This is a genomic window from Roseiconus lacunae (assembly GCF_008312935.1).
GTDB classification, from domain to species: Bacteria; Planctomycetota; Planctomycetia; order Pirellulales; family Pirellulaceae; genus Stieleria; species Stieleria lacunae.
Genome location: NZ_VSZO01000007.1, coordinates 212,324 through 229,137, shown reverse-complemented (window position 1 = coordinate 229,137; position 16,814 = coordinate 212,324). Strand labels below are relative to the sequence as shown.

Sequence of the window (16,814 nt, the reverse complement as noted above, 5' to 3'; positions counted from 1 at the left end):
ACTAAAATTCGGACGGGACTACTTGAGACGGACGTTGTTCTCGGATTTTGCGACTCAACCGTGGACAACGACGTGCGGCCATTGCTAAGACGAAAGGAACTCGTTCCAACGAAGTAAACTGTATTCGTAAGAGTCCATCACAGTGTTCCAAACCGCGACGTTGGAGAATCGGGCTTCGTAATCGCCACCGTTTCGTACGTGGCCGGCGCGGACGACAACTTCGCCGCTCGTGCCTAACAAGTCACGGGCGGCCGGTAGACCACCGTACCAATAATCCCATTCCTCTGGGCTCATGAATTGCCGTGCTCTTGACGGGTTCGAAATATAGTAGCCCTGTCTGGCGATAAATGCGCCAGGCCACCCGGACAACCACCAATTCATGAATCGATAGGCCGCTTCGCGACTTTCATCAGAGATCGCCGAGGACATACACATCACGCCGTGCCAGGCGCGGTAGCCTTCCTTAGGAGCCGCGTAAACACAATTCGTTCCTGATTGGCGCAGCGAGTACACGGCCGGCGAGAACATGCTTTCGATGACCGCTTCCTTGCGTTGCATCAGTCGCACCGAATCGGGCACGCTGTTCCAGATTCCTCGAAAATGGCCGCCAGTTTTTAGATCGATCATTCGGTCAAATAAGCGGTCGAGATCCTTCTCCGACAACTCTCCAATGTCATCGAACGTTAAGTCACCATTCGCTTGAGCGGCCAACGCGAGGTCGAACAATCCGATCGCCGGCGCGTTGACAATCGCGACGCGACCTCGCCAGCGTGGATCGAGTAGCCAAGCCCAGCTCTGCTGACGGTCTTGGTAGCGAACAATGTCGGCGTCATATCCAAATGAATCGACATTATGAACGTAGGGAAGAAAGCTGATTTGCGACGACTCTTGTTCTGACACCGATCCGTCCGGCTGAACGTACAGTAAACGATGGGGTGCATCGCCGCGACCGATTTTTGCATCTGGAATGAGCCGACCGCTTTTGGTCAACTGATTGACTTCGCCCCAGTGCTTAATCCGATCAATATCGATCGGGGTGATTGAGCCGGCCTGCCAAAGGACACGAAGGCTATTGGACCATTGTTCATAGAGATCAAAGCTTTCCGGCTGAGTCGATGCCTTATGCAGCACTTCTGCACTACCACCGGGCGTGAATTCGATCTCTAGCCCAAGATCCTGCTCGGCTTTGAGACGGATCTTTTCTTGTAAGGTGACGTGGGTGCCAAGGACACGTAGCTTAAGCTTGCGATTCCGGTGCACCGAGGGCGCACCAACTTCAACCGCCGATGAAACCGTCCCGCGGTTGCCTGCATGGAGCAGCGCTGCCGTTCCCGACACTTTTAGGAATCGGCGCCGGCCGAGTTTGGGTGGTCGAGAGTTGATGTTGATTGATGAGGTCATCGATAATTCTGGGGGTTGCGTTTAAACCGCCGCGCCGGTGACCATCTGAGCCGCCAGAGCCAGATCCGATCCTTCATAAGGTTTCTTCAGAAAATAAGACGCGCCGGCATCCAAGGCTCGATCTTGGTCTTGCAAGCTTGCCGAAACCATGATGACTGGAAAGTCGTGCCGCGGATCATTGGCAAGTCGTTCGAGAACCTCCAGTCCATCAAGGATTGGCATTCGGACGTCGAGTACCATCAGATCTGGCTGGTAACTCGTCACTGCTTCAAGACCTTTCGAGCCATCGTGGGCGACGCGTGTGTCGAAGCCGATCGCCTCCAGACGCATTGCGACACCCCGAGCGATCGAATCATCATCGTCGACGATTAACGCTTTCAACTTAGACATAGGAATACTCCCGGTCGGTGATCTGCTCGGCGACTTTGTCGATCAAGACCTCGTTCTTTTGATCTAGGTGATACATTCCCAGATTTTCGAGTGGCAATTCTGGCAATGGGCTGGACAATCGATTTCGATTCAATCGGGCACGCTGTTCTTCGATACGGAACCCCATCTCGCTTAGCTGAATTTGATCAACCGCGGCTAGGATCAGATAGGACCGGCGGTCGATCTGAAGCAGCAAATCGTTCTGCCGCAGCGTACAGAGGAAGAACTTTCGGACATCGTCACCGATGGCATCTTGATCAATTGGTATCGTCGATTTCAGCAACGCGACGGTCTGCGGGCAATTCGCGTTACGAGACGAATGATCGATGAAGCGTTTAGCAACTTCGAGGTGATCGCAGGTTGGCAACGTAAACGTGAACTCGCTTCCGCTACCGTCTTGGCTGTCCACACTCAATCGTCCAAGATTGATCGCAACCAATTCCGAAACAATGTTCAGCCCGAGGCCAAATCCCTTGCCGGCATTGTCGACATTGGATTGCAGTTGGCTGAACCTCTGGAATATCAATTCCTTCTGTTCGTCTGGAATTCCTGGTCCATCATCGATGACGGTGAACGCTACATCGTGTGGTGTTTGGAATTGAACTTTGACTTCGACATGATGTGAGGCGAACTTCAAAGCGTTAACACCGAGATTGATCAAGGTGCGGGTTGCCTTTCCGGCATCACAAAATACATCTGGCAGATCGTCGGCGACGGAGATCTCCAATTCGATCTCGCGAATAGCCGCTTTCTGCTGTAATGCCGAACTGACGTTTTCGATGATCGATTCGACCGAGCACTTTTCGCGACAGGCCGTCAACAGACCAGACTCCAATTTGCTAATGTCCAACATGTCGTCGACCATGTTGTTCAAGTCGCTCGCCCGATCATCGATGGTTCGCAACAAGCGCAATTGCTTATCCGGTACCGGACCGACCATACCCTCTGCCATGATCGATGCGTATTCCTTAATCACCGTTAACGGAGTCCGGAATTCGTGCGACACGTTATCAACGAATTGTTGTGCCGTTTCGCATGCTTTGCGTAATCGACGATTTTGAATACGAAGCGCCTCTTCGCTTTTCACGAGTGAGGCCATCAATTCGGCATTTCGCTGACTGAGGTGATTGCGTTGAACCGAGTACTGAATCGATCGTCGAATCAGCTCTGGCGTGATCTGGTTCTTGTTTAAGTAATCCTGCGCACCTTCCATTAACGCATCCATGGACGTTTTGTCAGACTCCAATCCGGTCAGTACGATGATCGGCACTCCCGACGCGGCATGTAGCACTCGCACGAGCGAACTGATACCGATGGAATCGGGTAGTGAGAGGTCACACAAGATGACGTCAAATTCGAACTCCGACAGTTCTCGTTCGGCATCGAGAAGGCAGGTGCTCGAGCGAATACTCCATTCGGGCAAAGCCAGTGAAAGCATTCGAATGACATTTCGACGATCGACTTCATCATCCTCGATCAGTAAGACCCGTGACATGTTAAAGCCCCTCCGTTTGGTCGTCGCAATGGTTCGAATACAGTTTAGCAAACTTGCGTTTTGTTTTCGTCTGAAGCGTTACAAACCGAGACAATTGTTCGACCAGTTGTTCGCTTGTGACTGGTTTTTGTAAAAAGGCGTTCGCACCGCGGGCAAGAGCTTGAGAGCGAACTTTCGGATCACGCATCCCAGACACGACGATGACCGGCGTGTCTGAAAGCGTCGCGTTGGACCGAATTAGATCCAGCAGAAAACCGCCGTCGCCGTTTGGCATTGCCAGATCGGTAACGATCACATCGGGGCGAAATGTCATTGCGTTCCAAAATCCTTGTTGGCCAAAGTAGCCGACTTGTGTTTCCACGTCGTATTGGTTCAATCGATGTTCAACCGCAAAGCATAAATCCGCATCGTCGTCGACAATCAAAATGCGAGGCATCTCGCCTAGATTAACAACTGGTCGACGTGTTTGACGTGGCTCTGTTTCCATACCTGGAACCCGCGCCTTCGGGCGACGTGTAGTTTCTGACGATGCTGTTGTCTGTGTCAATGCGCGGAGGGCGCCGTCGGCTACTTCACCGGCCAACTCGGTCACATCACTCATTCGGACTCTCCAGTCTGCATGACCTGTGGGGAAGGAGCAGCAAACCGTTTCCTGTTTACCAATGACTCGGGGGGGCTGGTAAACAACGGTGTGGCGTCATGCGTTCCACAATTCCACTGCCATAGTTGATCTACGCCCCAGATCCATGAACACATCCGCACACCACTGGAATTAGGGAAATACCCAGCTGAGAAGTACGACATTGTATGAAAAACGTTCAACGACCAGACGAAATACTCGACAGTACAAAACTGACCGCTGCGACCCGAACGCGATTCTGGCGAGGCGGCGACAGACAGGTGTGCTCTATAGGCCCACGCTTGGGATCACCTCACGAGGAGATTCAAAGGCTGAGGCTGATCAGCAGATGAGTCAAAGGCGCATTTAGCGGGCCCGATTTTCACAATCGAGTTCGGTACTATCCCGTTGGGCTCATGCGTTTTGGATGGGTTCTACAGTAGAAAGCCTCTCGTTTGCGTCCTGGCCTTGAGGTACGATCGTCGCCTCACGGCGCGAAGCTTGGTCGATCACCAGGTCGATCGAGGTGGAAGCTAAATCGCGTTTGAACGATCAACGAAAAGGACTTTAGCAACGATGAAGATTGTCATCATTGGCGGTGTAGCAGGCGGGGCGTCAGCGGCGGCGCGGGCACGGCGATTAGACGAACACGCAGAGATCGTCGTGCTCGAACGTGGCGAACATCCCTCGTTCGCAAATTGTGGAATGCCCTACTACGTCGGCGGAGAAATCTTGTCGCGCGACAAGTTACTGGTCGCACCGATCGAGATGTTGCGTTCGCGACATCGACTTGATGTTCGCGTCAACGCCGAGGTTTCGAAAATCGATCGCGAGACCAAAGCGGTCCATGTGCATGATCGAAACAGCGGATCGGGCTACGTCGAACACTATGACAAACTGATTATCGCAACGGGCGCCGCTCCATTTCGTCCCCCAATTCCTGGCATCGACCACAAGCTTATTCTGGGGCTGCGTGATTTGAATGATGCCGATCGCATGCACCAATTGGCGACGTCGGGGGCACGACACGCCGTGATTGTCGGAGCTGGCTTTATCGGAATCGAAGTCGCCGAAAATCTCCGCAAGCGCGGAATTGATGTGACCATTGTCGAACTGGCTTCGCAAATCCTGCCGCCCTGGGATGCGGAAATGATCACGCCGATCGATCAAGAACTTCGCGGTCAGGGAATTCAGATTCGCCTGAATGAATCGGCAACCGAATTTCGTGACCGAGATGATGGCCTGGCGATCCAACTGAAGTCTGGAGAGACGCTTGACGCAGATTTCGTTGTGCTCAGCGTTGGCGTACGACCAGAAAACGGACTCGCCATTGACGCGGGACTGGAATGTGGTCCGCGCGGCGGCATCAATGTCGATGAGCACATGCAAACCAACGACCCAGACATATATGCGGTCGGAGACGTGGTCCAGGTCGAAGACTTTGTATCCGGCGCGATGGTGCAAGTTCCCCTAGCGGGGCCCGCAAATCGCCAGGGGCGGATCGCCGCTGATCATATCTTTGGTCGACAAACAGCCTACCGCGGCACCCAAGGCACCGCGATTGTTGGTGCGTTCGGCAAAGCCGCAGCCATGACCGGGCAAAGCGAGAAGCAACTCAAAGCGGCCAGTGTCGATTTCGAGAAAGTCTACATTCATCCGTCCGACCACGCGGGCTACTACCCGGGTGCCAGCCCAATGACGTTGAAGCTTCTGTTTCATCCCGAATCCGGTGCGATCTTAGGCGCACAAGGTGTCGGCAGCAACGGCGTCGATAAACGCATCGACGTGATTGCCACCGCGATCCAAGGCAACATGTCGGTCGAAGAACTCGAAGAGTCAGAACTGTGCTACGCGCCGCAATTCGGACATGCGAAAGACCCGGTTAACATGTTGGGTTTCGTGGCATCGGGAGTGCTGCGTGGTGACCACCCGATCACCCAAGTCGATCGTATCCCGGCCGAAGTTCAAACCAGCTCCGATATGTTTTTACTCGACGTACGCAGCGAAGCTGAGTTCGAAAACGGGGCAATCCCAGGTGCCATCAACATTCCGATCGAGACCTTGCGTGATCGATTGGGGGAAGTTCCCCAAGACAAGACCATCGTTACCTACTGTCAAGTTGGAATGCGAGGTTACTTGGCAACCCGTGTGCTGATGCAGAACGGATTCGACGTCCGAAACATCAGCGGTGGCTATAAAGCTTGGCTACTGTTTCATCCGCAACCGTAGCGAAGCACTGTCTGTCGGTGCGAGTCAGCCATTGATCATTCAAGCATGGCGAACCAGTCGACGGCGTTCGCGTTGTTTTTAAAAGCCAAGCTGTAGCAAACGCGAACGCGTTCAACGCGATTTCGAACCGAAACAAAAGCATCGGTGATCATGGCAACATCGGCAAATCGCTCAGCGGTTGGGCGATCAGACCACGTTTGCCGTAGGTCGAAGTTCCGAAACCGCCCTGGTAGCGTGGGTGCAGAATTTTGCCGGGGAATTCCACGCGCTGGAAAAATTCAGGATCCGGCTTCTCGGTTTCACGTACACGGCTTTGAATCGATTCGTCCTTTTTAACCCACATGAATGACGGGGCACCACCACTGGATGTGCCCGTCGACCACAATCTGGTGTCCCCATCCATCACGACGACATTTGAATAATACGGAGCGACGGTGACCGACTGGCTTTGTCCGCCGCCGATTTGTTCATACGTCACGGTCTGCTGTTTGGAGCGTCCCATCTCGGCCTTGATGACGATCGTCGCCGAAGGCTGCACGATCCAACCACAGGCTCGGGCGGCGGCCTCCAAACCTGACCGGGCCGCCGCGTTGTACGAACCGCAATTCGTTTCGATCATCACATTGGAACCCGCTTCTAGAGTCCAAAGCTTGTCTCGGTCAACGCGAGCGATCGTGTCTCGCACCCCATCACCGGGCAGTTCAACCGCGCCAATCACGAAGGCTTGGAAATCTCGCTCGCGAAGTTGGACTCCGTAACAGAATCGCCCCGACGCGACTTTCGTGACCTCACGAAACCCACTGCCACGAACGACTTCGGCGAAGGCCGGTGTGTAGTTCCAGATCGGTAGTTCACGATCAAGATCGAACAATGTCTTTCCGTCAACAAGCAAACTGGTTTCATCGACCCAAGCCAGCTTTTGCCCGAACGGTGACCCAACCGAACTAGCGTTGTAACGCGAGGGCTCCGATGACGAACCGAGTTGCCAAATGGCGAGCTGATTATTGGTCAACACGGCCAGGTTCTCACCCCGCGCGTCAAATGCGACGGCCGATGTCCGGCCGCCTTCGATCGGCAGCGTCGCCAAGGTCATACCATCGGCGGCATTGATCAAACGCACCGCTTTGTCCTCCGGTAGCGCCAAGTAGCGTTTCCCCGGACTGATGACCGGAGGTGCATCGAAAAAGGATTCTTGCTTTACTTCATAGACAGCCGTTTTGGCTTCGATGTCCCAAACGACGTATTGCGAGTCACCCCAGCGGTGGATCACCAAGTTCGGGCCGACAAATTCGGCGAACGGGTTTCCGCTCCACGAATCTTTGTGGCTGACCCAACGAACGATCGGCTTCGCTTTATCGGTTTTTGGGCTGGCCGACCAAACACAAAGCGTCGACTTCGAATCGTCGCTCGACCCGACCGTCAAGACCTTTTGGGAGGCGGGGTCGACCGCGACCAAAATCTCACCGTGAGGAATCGATTGGACTTTGCGAACTTTGCCATCGGCAATGGTCGCCCAAACCAAGCGGCCAGGGAAATCATCTTTGCCGTGCCCGCTTCCCGAGCCGGTTGCGGCCGCCATCCAGCCGGCCGATGATCCGATCGGATAGACCGAAAGTAAATTGTCCCAAAAATCGAGTTTCGGAAACACCGCTCCGCCGGAAGGGACGGCGACCTCGACGGTCGGTGGGTCCGCCGAGACGCCCCCTAGGTTCGTTTCTGTCTGCCATCCCGCTGACATACTCAGTGTCCCGGTGCGGAAAACTTCGACCGGCGGCGGCGGGGTGATTTTCAGTGGAGCGTTGCCAAGAATCTTTTCCAGGCGACGCTGGTCAACTTCGGAAAGCTTGTCGATCGGAACGGTGATTTCGGCGTTGGTGTCCAAACGGTAAAGCGTGACGGTGTTTGCGTCACGATCGTTGTCCAGCACGGCCGCCTTGACCGAAAACTGGCCCGACTTGTCTTTCCAGTTATAAACCGGCGAAATCACCTTGGCTTGCCAGGGGTAACGCGTCTCATGAAGCGGAAACGTGCGACGCTGTGTTGACGCACCAAATTCAAAATCCGCCATCACTTCATTGCGTGAGACGTCGACGACTTGCCCCGGGCGCCAATCCCCCAAAAACAAGACCTCGATTTGCTCACCCGCGGCCGGCTTGAGCTTGATTCCAGGCGGCATGCCCCCAGACGATTGTCCGCGTGCGGAAGATGCAAGCAGCACGGATGCCATGAGCATGAGCGTACTAAAAATTCGTCGAGGAAACTGAATCGACAACTCTCCAAACATGATCGACTCTCGATGAGATGTGATTGAGAAGAATAAGAACAGGTCAACAATTGTACCCGCTACACCATCCCAATTCCGAGTCCACGTGATAAAACAAGGGGATGAATAAACCAACCGAAACGGACCACGGAAAAGCGACGGTGGATCCAGAGATTGATCGCGACACCCTGGCCTCCGAATATTTCTCTCTTCTTCCCTATGATCCCTATCCAGTTCAGGAAGAAGCAATGCTGGCGTATTTCGCCGGTGATCCAGGGTTAGGAGACCAAGGAGTGCTTATCTGCGCTCCGACGGGAACCGGCAAAACGATGATCGCCGAATCGGCAGTCTACGAAGCGCTGCGCACCGGAAAGCGGATGTATTACACGACACCGCTGATCGCGCTAACGGACCAAAAACTGGATGAGCTTCGCGCAAGCGCGGTCCGTTGGGGCTTTCCTGCCGATAGTGTCGGCTTGGTTACGGGGAACCGCCGGGTCAACGCTGACGCGCCGGTGCTCGTGGTCGTCGCAGAAATTTTGCTCAATCGATTGCTGAATACGGACGCATTCGATTTCGCCGACGTGACCTCGGTGGTCATGGATGAATTTCACTCGTTTAATGATCCGGAACGTGGAATCGTTTGGGAATTAACGCTGGCGTTGCTTCCGCCACATGTTCGAACGATGCTACTCAGTGCGACTGTCGGAAACGCATACGAATTCACCTCGTGGCTTTCTCGGGCGCACGATCGGCGATTGCAGTTGGTGACCGGTGACGAACGCAAGGTACCGCTGCAATACGAATGGATCGACGATGAGATCCTAAACGACTTTGCCGAACGAATCTCCGGCGGCGACGAAGACGAACGACGAACACCCTCGTTGGTTTTCTGCTTCAGCCGCGCTCAATGTTGGACGGTTGCCGAGATGCTCAAAGGTAAACGCCTAATCGACAAGGCTCGCCAGAGCGAACTCGCCGACTACCTAAACGCCGCCGATCTCTCGACCGGGGCGGGGCCTAAACTAAAACAGATCTTGATGCGTGGGGTCGGAGTCCACCATGCCGGAGTGATGCCTCGCTATCGACGGATGGTCGAAGAGCTTTTTGAACGCAAGCTGCTGGCGATGTGTGTCTGCACGGAGACCTTGGCGGCCGGAATTAATCTGCCCGCTCGCAGTGTCGTGTTGCCCAATTTGATGAAAGGGCCCAAAGATAAAAAACGGCTCGTTGACACCGCTTCGGCCCAGCAAATCTTCGGTCGAGCGGGACGGCCGCAATACGATGATCGCGGTTACGTTTACGCGTTCGCTCATGAAGATGACGTCAAACTTAATAAATGGCGAGAAAAGTTTGATTCGATCCCAGAAGACACCAAAGATCCAGGGCTGCTGAAGGCTAAGAAACAGCTTAAGAAGAAAATGCCCAAACGCCGCGCCGGCGAAACCTATTGGACCGAGCAACAGTTCATTAGCTTACGAGAAGCGAAGTCGGCGAACCTTTCCAGTCGTGGCCATTTACCTTGGCGGCTTCTGGCATACATGCTCGGAAAGTCACCCTCAGTCCAGCCGCTCCGTGACCTCGTCGGACGTCGATTGATGGTCCCCAAAAAGGTCGACGAGGCGCAGCGTGAACTCAATCAAATGCTCGTCACCCTTTGGCAGGCAGGCTACATCGATCCGAATCCGTTGCCCGAACCAATGGAGAAATCGTCCGCAACCAAGGAAAGCGGCGATTCGAAGTTACCCGCGTCTGCGAAGACGGGTAAATCGAAAGCGATCGATCCGCCTGGCTCCGAGCCGCCGGCGACAGGCGGACTCTTTGGTGAAATCTTGGACCAGATGAAAAGTGACGATGAGACACGGGAATCATCCGAGCCTGAAGTTGTTTCCAAAGACGACGTCACACCGGAGCTTGATTCAACGGCGACGAGGCCAAAACGCTATGACTTAGAGAACTACCATCCCGTCGAAGCCGTGCCAACCGAGAAGCTTGACCGGTTGGTCCACCTGCGTAGTATCAACCCGATCTACGGCGTCTATATGGCTGACCTAATCGCAAAGGCGGACGACCAAGAGAGGATCGCAACTCTGGAAAGCGTGCTTGAAGTCCCGGGGACCGTCGCACGCTTCACACGAGTCCCGAAACTTGAGGACATGCCCCCCGGAAAACTCGCGACCGAGTATTTGGATGCTGAACTGTTGACACGCGGCATCGTCACCCCCGAAGAACTCGGTGCATCGCAAGGGGACGAGGAAGAAGAAATTCAAGATCGGGGATTTGGGCGGGTGATGTTCGAAGAGCCAAAGGTCTGGCCTCTCACGATTGGTGAAAAAGTCCACCGGCTCTTTCAAAACGACTTTCCGCGTATTGACAGTGTTCGTATCCGGCCGGTCTGGATCGTCGGAGAACTGCTGCAGTATGACCTCGATTTTGACAAGTACATCACGACCAAGAAGTTGCAGAAGGAAGAAGGAATCCTGCTGCGTCATTGCTTGCGGATGATCTTGTTTCTCGATGAAATGGCGAACGTTCCACCCGACGGAACCACCGTCGAAAGCTGGGAAGACTGGATGGACGACCTTGCCGAGAAACTAACCGACGCGTGTCGCAAAGCAGATCCCCAAACGACAGACGAGGTCTTGTCCGAAGAAGCCGGCGAAGACGATTTGGTCGCCAGCGGCCGACGTGACGCGCGTGATTGACCGCTCCATCAGTAAGCCCGGGCTATGCATCAACTGATGGGTGCGAATACGGTTTGCGGTACGGACGCTTCAGCTTCTCATTGGCTTCGCTGTCATTGCGAACCGTGTGGGTTGCTGGATCGAACTCCAGCGTTCGGCCGTCAAGATCCATCGAGACATTTGCTAAAACACATGCGGCGCTGGAAATGTGACCTTGTTCGATATCGGCAACGGGGCGCGAGCGCTGGTCGATCGCGGTCAGAAAGTCCTTCATGTGATCACGGATCGCCGAGGCAACGTGCAGTTCCAAACGCCAATCTTTTTCGTCGCCTTTGTCAGTGGGATATTGATCGAGTTCGATCACGGCGCTTCCGGTCAACGTTTGCCCGCCATTTCGAGGCGTGAACTCGTATTTGTTGACGCTTAATTTAAGCGTTCCCTTGTCACCATAGATGATTCCCGCCCACGGCCACTCTGGATCGGGGGCGTGTCCCCAGGTGCGGTGAATCCAGTTGACGTCCAGTTCGTCAAATTCAAAGCGGGCCGTTTGCGTATCACTGATGTTGGCTTTGGAATCATGGTCAACATAGATGCCACCGTTGCTGCTAATGCGTTTCGGCCAACCGAGTCCCAATTGCCAACGCACCATGTCAAGCATGTGAACGCACATATCGCCGACGATCCCGTTGCCGTATTCCATGAATGCCCGCCAACCGCGCGGGTGGACAAGTTCGTTGTATGGCCGCATGGGGGCCGGTCCGGTCCAAGCGTCATAGTCCAACTGCTTTGGAGGTGCCGTGTCGGGCGGATTCTTTCGCGTTCGCATGTGGTAATAACAACAGATCTCTGCGTAGGCAACGTCGCCCAACAGTCCGGCATCGACGACCTTGTTTTTTGCTTCAACCAAGTGCGGCGTACTGCGTCGCTGTGTTCCAACCTGGACGACGCGCCCGGTTTTTCTGGCCGCATCCAGCATCGCTTTACTTTCTAACACATCGCACGCCGTTGGCTTTTGCACGTACACGTCGGCGCCCGAGTTAACCGCGGCAATCATCGGCAACGCGTGCCAATGGTCCGGCGTCGCCACCAAGACAATATCCAGTTGATTCGCCTTTAACATTTCAGTGTACGACGCATAGACCTTCGGTCGTTTTTTTGACACCTGTCGCGACTGAATCAGATCGGCACACTCGCCGAGCAATTGCGAATCGACATCACACAGCGAGACAACTTCGATCGGTTCGACATTCATCAACTGCAACAGATCGCACTTGCCATACCAGCCGCACCCAATTAGGCCGACACGTCGGGGACGTCGTTCGTTGTCGGCACTCGCGCCGCTTGTCAGAGCGGTCACGGTCGTGGCTGCGGCGGTACCGGTCAAAAAATTACGACGATCCATAACGGGCGCACCTGCACTAGAGGGGGAAGCGGGGTCATGTTGAGATTCAGTCAATCATTTAAGTTCTGAATACCTGATTATCTCGCCTCGTACAGGGCATCGCAAGCGTTTCAAAAATTGTGGTGCTGTAAACGTGCTTCAGTCGATCGAGCTGCGGGCTTGAGTGGCAACGTGATCCACCGGCGGCGTCGCTGCGATCTGCTGTGGTCCCATCGGCTAAAAAGTACTCGTTCCAGATGCTACACTGCAGATTGTGCGAGGCGGATTAGATCTCGTACCGCTTGGAAACGACGAACTTAATTTTACGATCAATGCACACTATGTTCGCGGCCGATATGGCATCCACCGCTCGCAGGTCTTCGCGATCGCCGTTTAAATTTGATTCGCTGCTCCGTCTTAAAATCTTGGTGTTGGCGCTAGGCATCGCGGTGGGAGAGACCTCTGTTGTCGCCTTCGGTGACGACAAGACGCGTCAATCTATGCCTCCTGATCAGCCGGTATCCTTCAATCAGGACGTGCGTCCAATTCTGTCGAACCACTGTTTTCTCTGCCACGGACCAGACGAAAACGATCGTCGTGCGGGACTCCGTCTTGATGTCGCCGAAGACATCGATTTCGACGCCATTGTTGAACGGATCACAACCGACGATCCCGATCTAATGATGCCTCCGCCGTCGCTCAAAAAGCCACTCAACGACTCCCAGGTCGCCGTGCTGAAGCGATGGATCGACGAAGGAGCGGAGTACGAGGAACACTGGTCTTTTTTGCCGATCGCATCCCCCGAAGTGCCAACGAATGCGGGACCTATTAACGATTCACCTTCACAAGTTCGCAACGCGATCGATCGCTTTGTATTGGCGGAACTACAATCGAGGCCACTGAAGGTTACGCCGGAAGCGGACAAGCGAACTCTGATTCGTCGCTTGTCACTAGATCTCACGGGACTCCCGCCGACTCGTCAGCAAATCGACGACTTTATTCACGACGGTGACAGCCATGCGTATGAGAAGCTGGTCGATCGATTGCTCGAATCACAGCACTACGGCGAACACATGGCACGGTATTGGCTGGACCTAGTTCGCTTTGCAGATACCAATGGGTTGCATCACGATCACTATCGCGAGATGACACCTTATCGCGATTGGGTCATTCGCGCGTTCAATGAGAATTTGCCTTTCGACGATTTTGCCACGGCACAGATTGCCGGCGATCTTCTTCCCGACCCGACAACCGATCAATTGATCGCGTCAGGGTTCAATCGATTGCACCTAATTATTGATCGCGGAACCGCGCTACCCGAAGAAAGTTTTACGCGGAATGTGGTCGATCGGGTCTCTGCGGTCGGAACCGCCTTTCTCGGTCTGACTTTGGAATGCGCGGTATGTCACGATCACAAGTATGACCCGGTGTCGCAGAAAGATTTTTATCAGTTCTATGCCTTCTTCAATAACTTCGACGGTGCTCCCGAAACCGGGGGACGACGCGGCTTGGATTTCAAACGTGGATTGCAACCACCTTATCTAGAGCTACCCAACGAATCCCAGAAACAACAGTTGGGCAAGCTTAACGCTGAAATAGCATCACTGGAAAAACAACTTGCGGCCTCGGCAAAAAGGCTTACCAGTTCGCCAGACGATTCTGAGCTGCAGCAAAATCACGACGACCTTGAGAAGCAACTAGGGGTCGTCCGGCAGCGGTATGAAGCGGTTGTCATGAACGTCCCGGCAACGCTGATCATGAAGGAACGCAGTGAAATCCGTCCGGCACATGTTTTAGTCCGCGGGAACTACGATCAGCCCGGCGAGCTTGTACAACGCAACACGCCTTCGTTCTTGCCCCCTATGGCATCGGCTGGGCAAACGCCGACGCGACTGGACCTTGCCCGCTGGATGGTTGCCCCGGAGCATCCGCTAACCGCGCGGGTCACGGTCAATCGTTTTTGGCAACAACTCTTTGGAGTCGGGCTGGTGAAGACCAGCGAGGACTTTGGCGCGCAAGGCGAACCGCCTAGTCATCCGGAACTGCTCGACTACCTAGCGTCACAGTTCATTCATTCCGGTTGGGACGTGAAACAGTTGATGCGATTGATGGTGACTTCACAGACCTATCGACGAAGTGCGGTGGCGCCGTCGAGTGATTTTCGCGACGACCCTGCCAACCGTTTTTTGGCCCGTGGTTCACGCTATCGATACGACGGCGAAGTGATTCGCGATCAACTGCTGTTTTCGACCGGCCTTTTGAACCTTGACCTTTATGGCAAGAGCGTCAAACCACCTCAACCCGACGGGCTGTGGAAGATCGTCGCGATGCCAAATTCGTATCCGAAGACCTTTGTCGCTGACGAAGGCGATGCAATTTATCGCCGAAGTGTCTATACGTTTTGGAAACGCGCATTACCGCCACCTCAGATGACAATTTTTGACGCGCCGACTCGTGAGGCGTGTATCGCCAGGCGAGAACGGACGAACACCCCACTGCAAGCGCTCGTGCTGATGAACGAACAGCAATACTTTGCGGCCGCGATGCATCTTGCCAAACAGCTCATCGAAAACCCGTCGCTCGCAACGCATGATCGTTTGACGGTGGCGTACGAACGAATCACATCGAAATTGCCCCGTTCGGGCGTCGATACGCGTTTGGCGGAAGCACACGCGGACTTCTTGAAACGCTTTGAAGATGAACCAGAACGGGCCGCCGAAATGCTTCAAGCGTGTTTCGATGCCGTTATTGTCGAAACTATTTCGTCGAGCCAACAAGCTGAGATTGCGGCACTTGGAATGACCATTCATGCAATTTTGAATCTTGATCAAACCCGAACACGCGAATAGTTCTTCGATTGCCGTATCTCCGATAAGACAACCATGACACAACCAATTCCCTCACGTCGTAGCTTCATCGAGCAGTTCGGAATGGGAGCCGGTGCCTCCGCTGTTGCATCGATTCTGCAGAACATTGGCTATGCCGAACAAACATCGACGCAGCCTCCCGCGAAAGCGAAGCAAGTCATCTTCTTATTCATGGCGGGGGCCCCCAGTCAACTTGATCTGTTTGACTACAAACCGGATCTGCAAAAGCTGTTCTCGCAACCACTCCCACCGAGTGTCAGCAACGGGCAACGTGTCACAGCGATGACAAAAGGCAAGTCACAGTTAATCGCGCCTTCGATGTTTAAGTTCGCTCCAAAAGGCGAAAACGGCATCTATATGAGCGAACTTTTGCCCCATTTGTCAAAGCAGGTGGATGATCTTTGTTTGATCAAAACACTCCACACCGATGCGATCAATCACGATCCGGCAAAAACGTTGATCTGCACAGGGTCGCAAATTCCTGGAAAAGCGAGCATGGGATCATGGCTCAGCTATGGCCTTGGGCGGATGAACGAGAATCTACCGGATTTTGTCGTGCTAAACTCCGCGTTTTGGACCGGTGGCACCGGAAATGTCCAGGCTCTCTACAGTCGCCTATGGGGTTCGGGGTTTCTTCCTTCGAAACATCAAGGCGTTTCATTCCAACCCTCCGGCGATCCGGTCTTGTTTTTGTCGAACCCGCCCGGGGTAACGCGTCAGACCCGGCGCAGCATGCTCGGACTTGTCAGCGACCTGAATCGAAACCATCATGATCTGATCGGCGATCCGGAGATCCAGACGACGATCGCCCAACAGGAAATGGCGTTCCGGATGCAAAGTTCGGTTCCCGAACTAACCGATCTTGGCGACGAAACCGAAGCGACTTTAAACCTTTATGGCTCGGAAGTGCAGAAGAGTGGTTCTTTCGCGCGCAACTGCTTACTCGCGCGACGGATGATTGAACGTGGGGTTCGATTTGTGCAATTGTTTCATCGTGGTTGGGATCATCACGTCGGATTGCCAAAGAAACTACGCGGCCAAGCGTATGACGTCGACCAACCTTGCGCCGGCCTAATCCGAGATCTGAAACAGCGAGGCTTACTGGACGAGACGTTGATTGTCTTTGCCGGCGAATTTGGAAGAACGACTTTCTGCCAGGGAAAGTTGACCCCCAATAACTATGGTCGTGATCATCATCCCCGGTGTTTCACCGGATGGGTTGCCGGCGGTGGGATTCGCGGCGGAATGGAATTCGGCCAAACGGACGAATTCAGCTACAACATTGCCGAGAAGCCCGTTCATGTTCGTGATCTCAATGCCACAATCCTGCACCAACTCGGCATCGATCACGAATCACTAACGTTTCCTTTCCGAGGTCTTGATCAGCGTTTAACCGGTGTCGAAGAAGCACACGTCGTAAAAGAGATTCTCGCCTAGATCGCCCAT

At 54.1% G+C, this 16,814-nt stretch carries 10 protein-coding genes; 4 read left to right on the top strand and 6 right to left on the bottom strand.

The window, feature by feature from the left end; genetic code table 11:
* Positions 1-84: 84 nt before the first annotated feature.
* The 4 genes from FYC48_RS10975 to FYC48_RS10960 are packed head-to-tail and all read right to left on the bottom strand — an operon-like array spanning position 85 to position 3,926.
* The gene (locus tag FYC48_RS10975; RefSeq protein ID WP_149496751.1) at positions 85-1,401 is read right to left on the bottom strand and encodes an ABC transporter substrate-binding protein; all 1,317 of its coding nucleotides are present in this window, start codon (positions 1,399-1,401) and stop codon (positions 85-87) included.
* A 21-nt stretch (positions 1,402-1,422) separates the two neighbouring features.
* Positions 1,423-1,791: a response regulator transcription factor gene (locus FYC48_RS10970; RefSeq protein WP_149496750.1), complete on the bottom strand. Its 369-nt coding sequence runs from the start codon at positions 1,789-1,791 to the stop codon at positions 1,423-1,425.
* Positions 1,784-3,325, bottom strand: a complete 1,542-nt coding sequence (locus FYC48_RS10965; RefSeq protein ID WP_149496749.1) for a hybrid sensor histidine kinase/response regulator — start codon at positions 3,323-3,325, stop codon at positions 1,784-1,786. Before FYC48_RS10965 ends, FYC48_RS10970 begins: the two co-directional genes overlap by 8 nt.
* A 1-nt stretch (position 3,326) precedes the next feature.
* A complete protein-coding gene (locus FYC48_RS10960) occupies positions 3,327-3,926 on the bottom strand; it encodes a response regulator (protein ID WP_149496748.1) in 600 nt (199 codons plus the stop codon).
* A 594-nt stretch (positions 3,927-4,520) separates the two neighbouring features.
* Here FYC48_RS10960 and FYC48_RS10955 point away from each other — a divergent pair.
* Positions 4,521-6,173, top strand: coding sequence for an FAD-dependent oxidoreductase (locus tag FYC48_RS10955; protein ID WP_149496747.1), 1,653 nt, complete (start codon positions 4,521-4,523; stop codon positions 6,171-6,173).
* A 148-nt stretch (positions 6,174-6,321) separates the two neighbouring features.
* Here the strand turns inward: FYC48_RS10955 and FYC48_RS10950 are convergent, their stop codons facing one another.
* Complete coding sequence (locus FYC48_RS10950; protein ID WP_149496746.1) at positions 6,322-8,457, bottom strand: SHD1 domain-containing protein; 2,136 nt, start codon at positions 8,455-8,457, stop codon at positions 6,322-6,324.
* A gap of 101 nt (positions 8,458-8,558) precedes the next feature.
* On the opposite strand from FYC48_RS10950, the gene FYC48_RS10945 reads away from it, so the two are divergent.
* Positions 8,559-11,141 (top strand): DEAD/DEAH box helicase, encoded by a 2,583-nt coding sequence (locus FYC48_RS10945; protein ID WP_149496745.1) that lies wholly within the window; start codon positions 8,559-8,561, stop codon positions 11,139-11,141.
* A gap of 22 nt (positions 11,142-11,163) precedes the next feature.
* On the opposite strand, the gene FYC48_RS10940 is transcribed toward FYC48_RS10945, so the two are convergent.
* On the bottom strand, positions 11,164-12,522 hold the full coding sequence (locus FYC48_RS10940) for a Gfo/Idh/MocA family protein (RefSeq protein WP_149496744.1): 1,359 nt from the start codon (positions 12,520-12,522) through the stop codon (positions 11,164-11,166).
* Positions 12,523-12,833: 311 nt separating this feature from the next.
* Here FYC48_RS10940 and FYC48_RS10935 point away from each other — a divergent pair, with 311 nt between their 5' ends.
* Complete coding sequence (locus FYC48_RS10935) at positions 12,834-15,350, top strand: PSD1 and planctomycete cytochrome C domain-containing protein (RefSeq protein ID WP_235034199.1); 2,517 nt, start codon at positions 12,834-12,836, stop codon at positions 15,348-15,350.
* A gap of 33 nt (positions 15,351-15,383) precedes the next feature.
* Complete coding sequence (locus FYC48_RS10930) at positions 15,384-16,805, top strand: DUF1501 domain-containing protein (protein ID WP_149496743.1); 1,422 nt, start codon at positions 15,384-15,386, stop codon at positions 16,803-16,805.
* The last annotated feature ends 9 nt before the right edge of the window (positions 16,806-16,814 follow it).

What these genes read in the sequence shown, in the direction of transcription:
- FYC48_RS10960 (WP_149496748.1), bottom strand. Translation starts at nt 3,926, where the DNA reads ATGAGTGATGTGACCGAGTTGGCCGGTGAAGTAGCCGACGGCGCCCTC.
- FYC48_RS10955 (WP_149496747.1), top strand. Translation starts at nt 4,521, where the DNA reads ATGAAGATTGTCATCATTGGCGGTGTAGCAGGCGGGGCGTCAGCGGCG.
- FYC48_RS10935 (WP_235034199.1), top strand. Translation starts at nt 12,834, where the DNA reads ATGCACACTATGTTCGCGGCCGATATGGCATCCACCGCTCGCAGGTCT.
- FYC48_RS10970 (WP_149496750.1), bottom strand. Translation starts at nt 1,791, where the DNA reads ATGTCTAAGTTGAAAGCGTTAATCGTCGACGATGATGATTCGATCGCT.
- FYC48_RS10975 (WP_149496751.1), bottom strand. Translation starts at nt 1,401, where the DNA reads ATGACCTCATCAATCAACATCAACTCTCGACCACCCAAACTCGGCCGG.
- FYC48_RS10945 (WP_149496745.1), top strand. Translation starts at nt 8,559, where the DNA reads ATGAATAAACCAACCGAAACGGACCACGGAAAAGCGACGGTGGATCCA.
- FYC48_RS10940 (WP_149496744.1), bottom strand. Translation starts at nt 12,522, where the DNA reads ATGGATCGTCGTAATTTTTTGACCGGTACCGCCGCAGCCACGACCGTG.
- FYC48_RS10930 (WP_149496743.1), top strand. Translation starts at nt 15,384, where the DNA reads ATGACACAACCAATTCCCTCACGTCGTAGCTTCATCGAGCAGTTCGGA.
- FYC48_RS10950 (WP_149496746.1), bottom strand. Translation starts at nt 8,457, where the DNA reads ATGTTTGGAGAGTTGTCGATTCAGTTTCCTCGACGAATTTTTAGTACG.
- FYC48_RS10965 (WP_149496749.1), bottom strand. Translation starts at nt 3,325, where the DNA reads ATGTCACGGGTCTTACTGATCGAGGATGATGAAGTCGATCGTCGAAAT.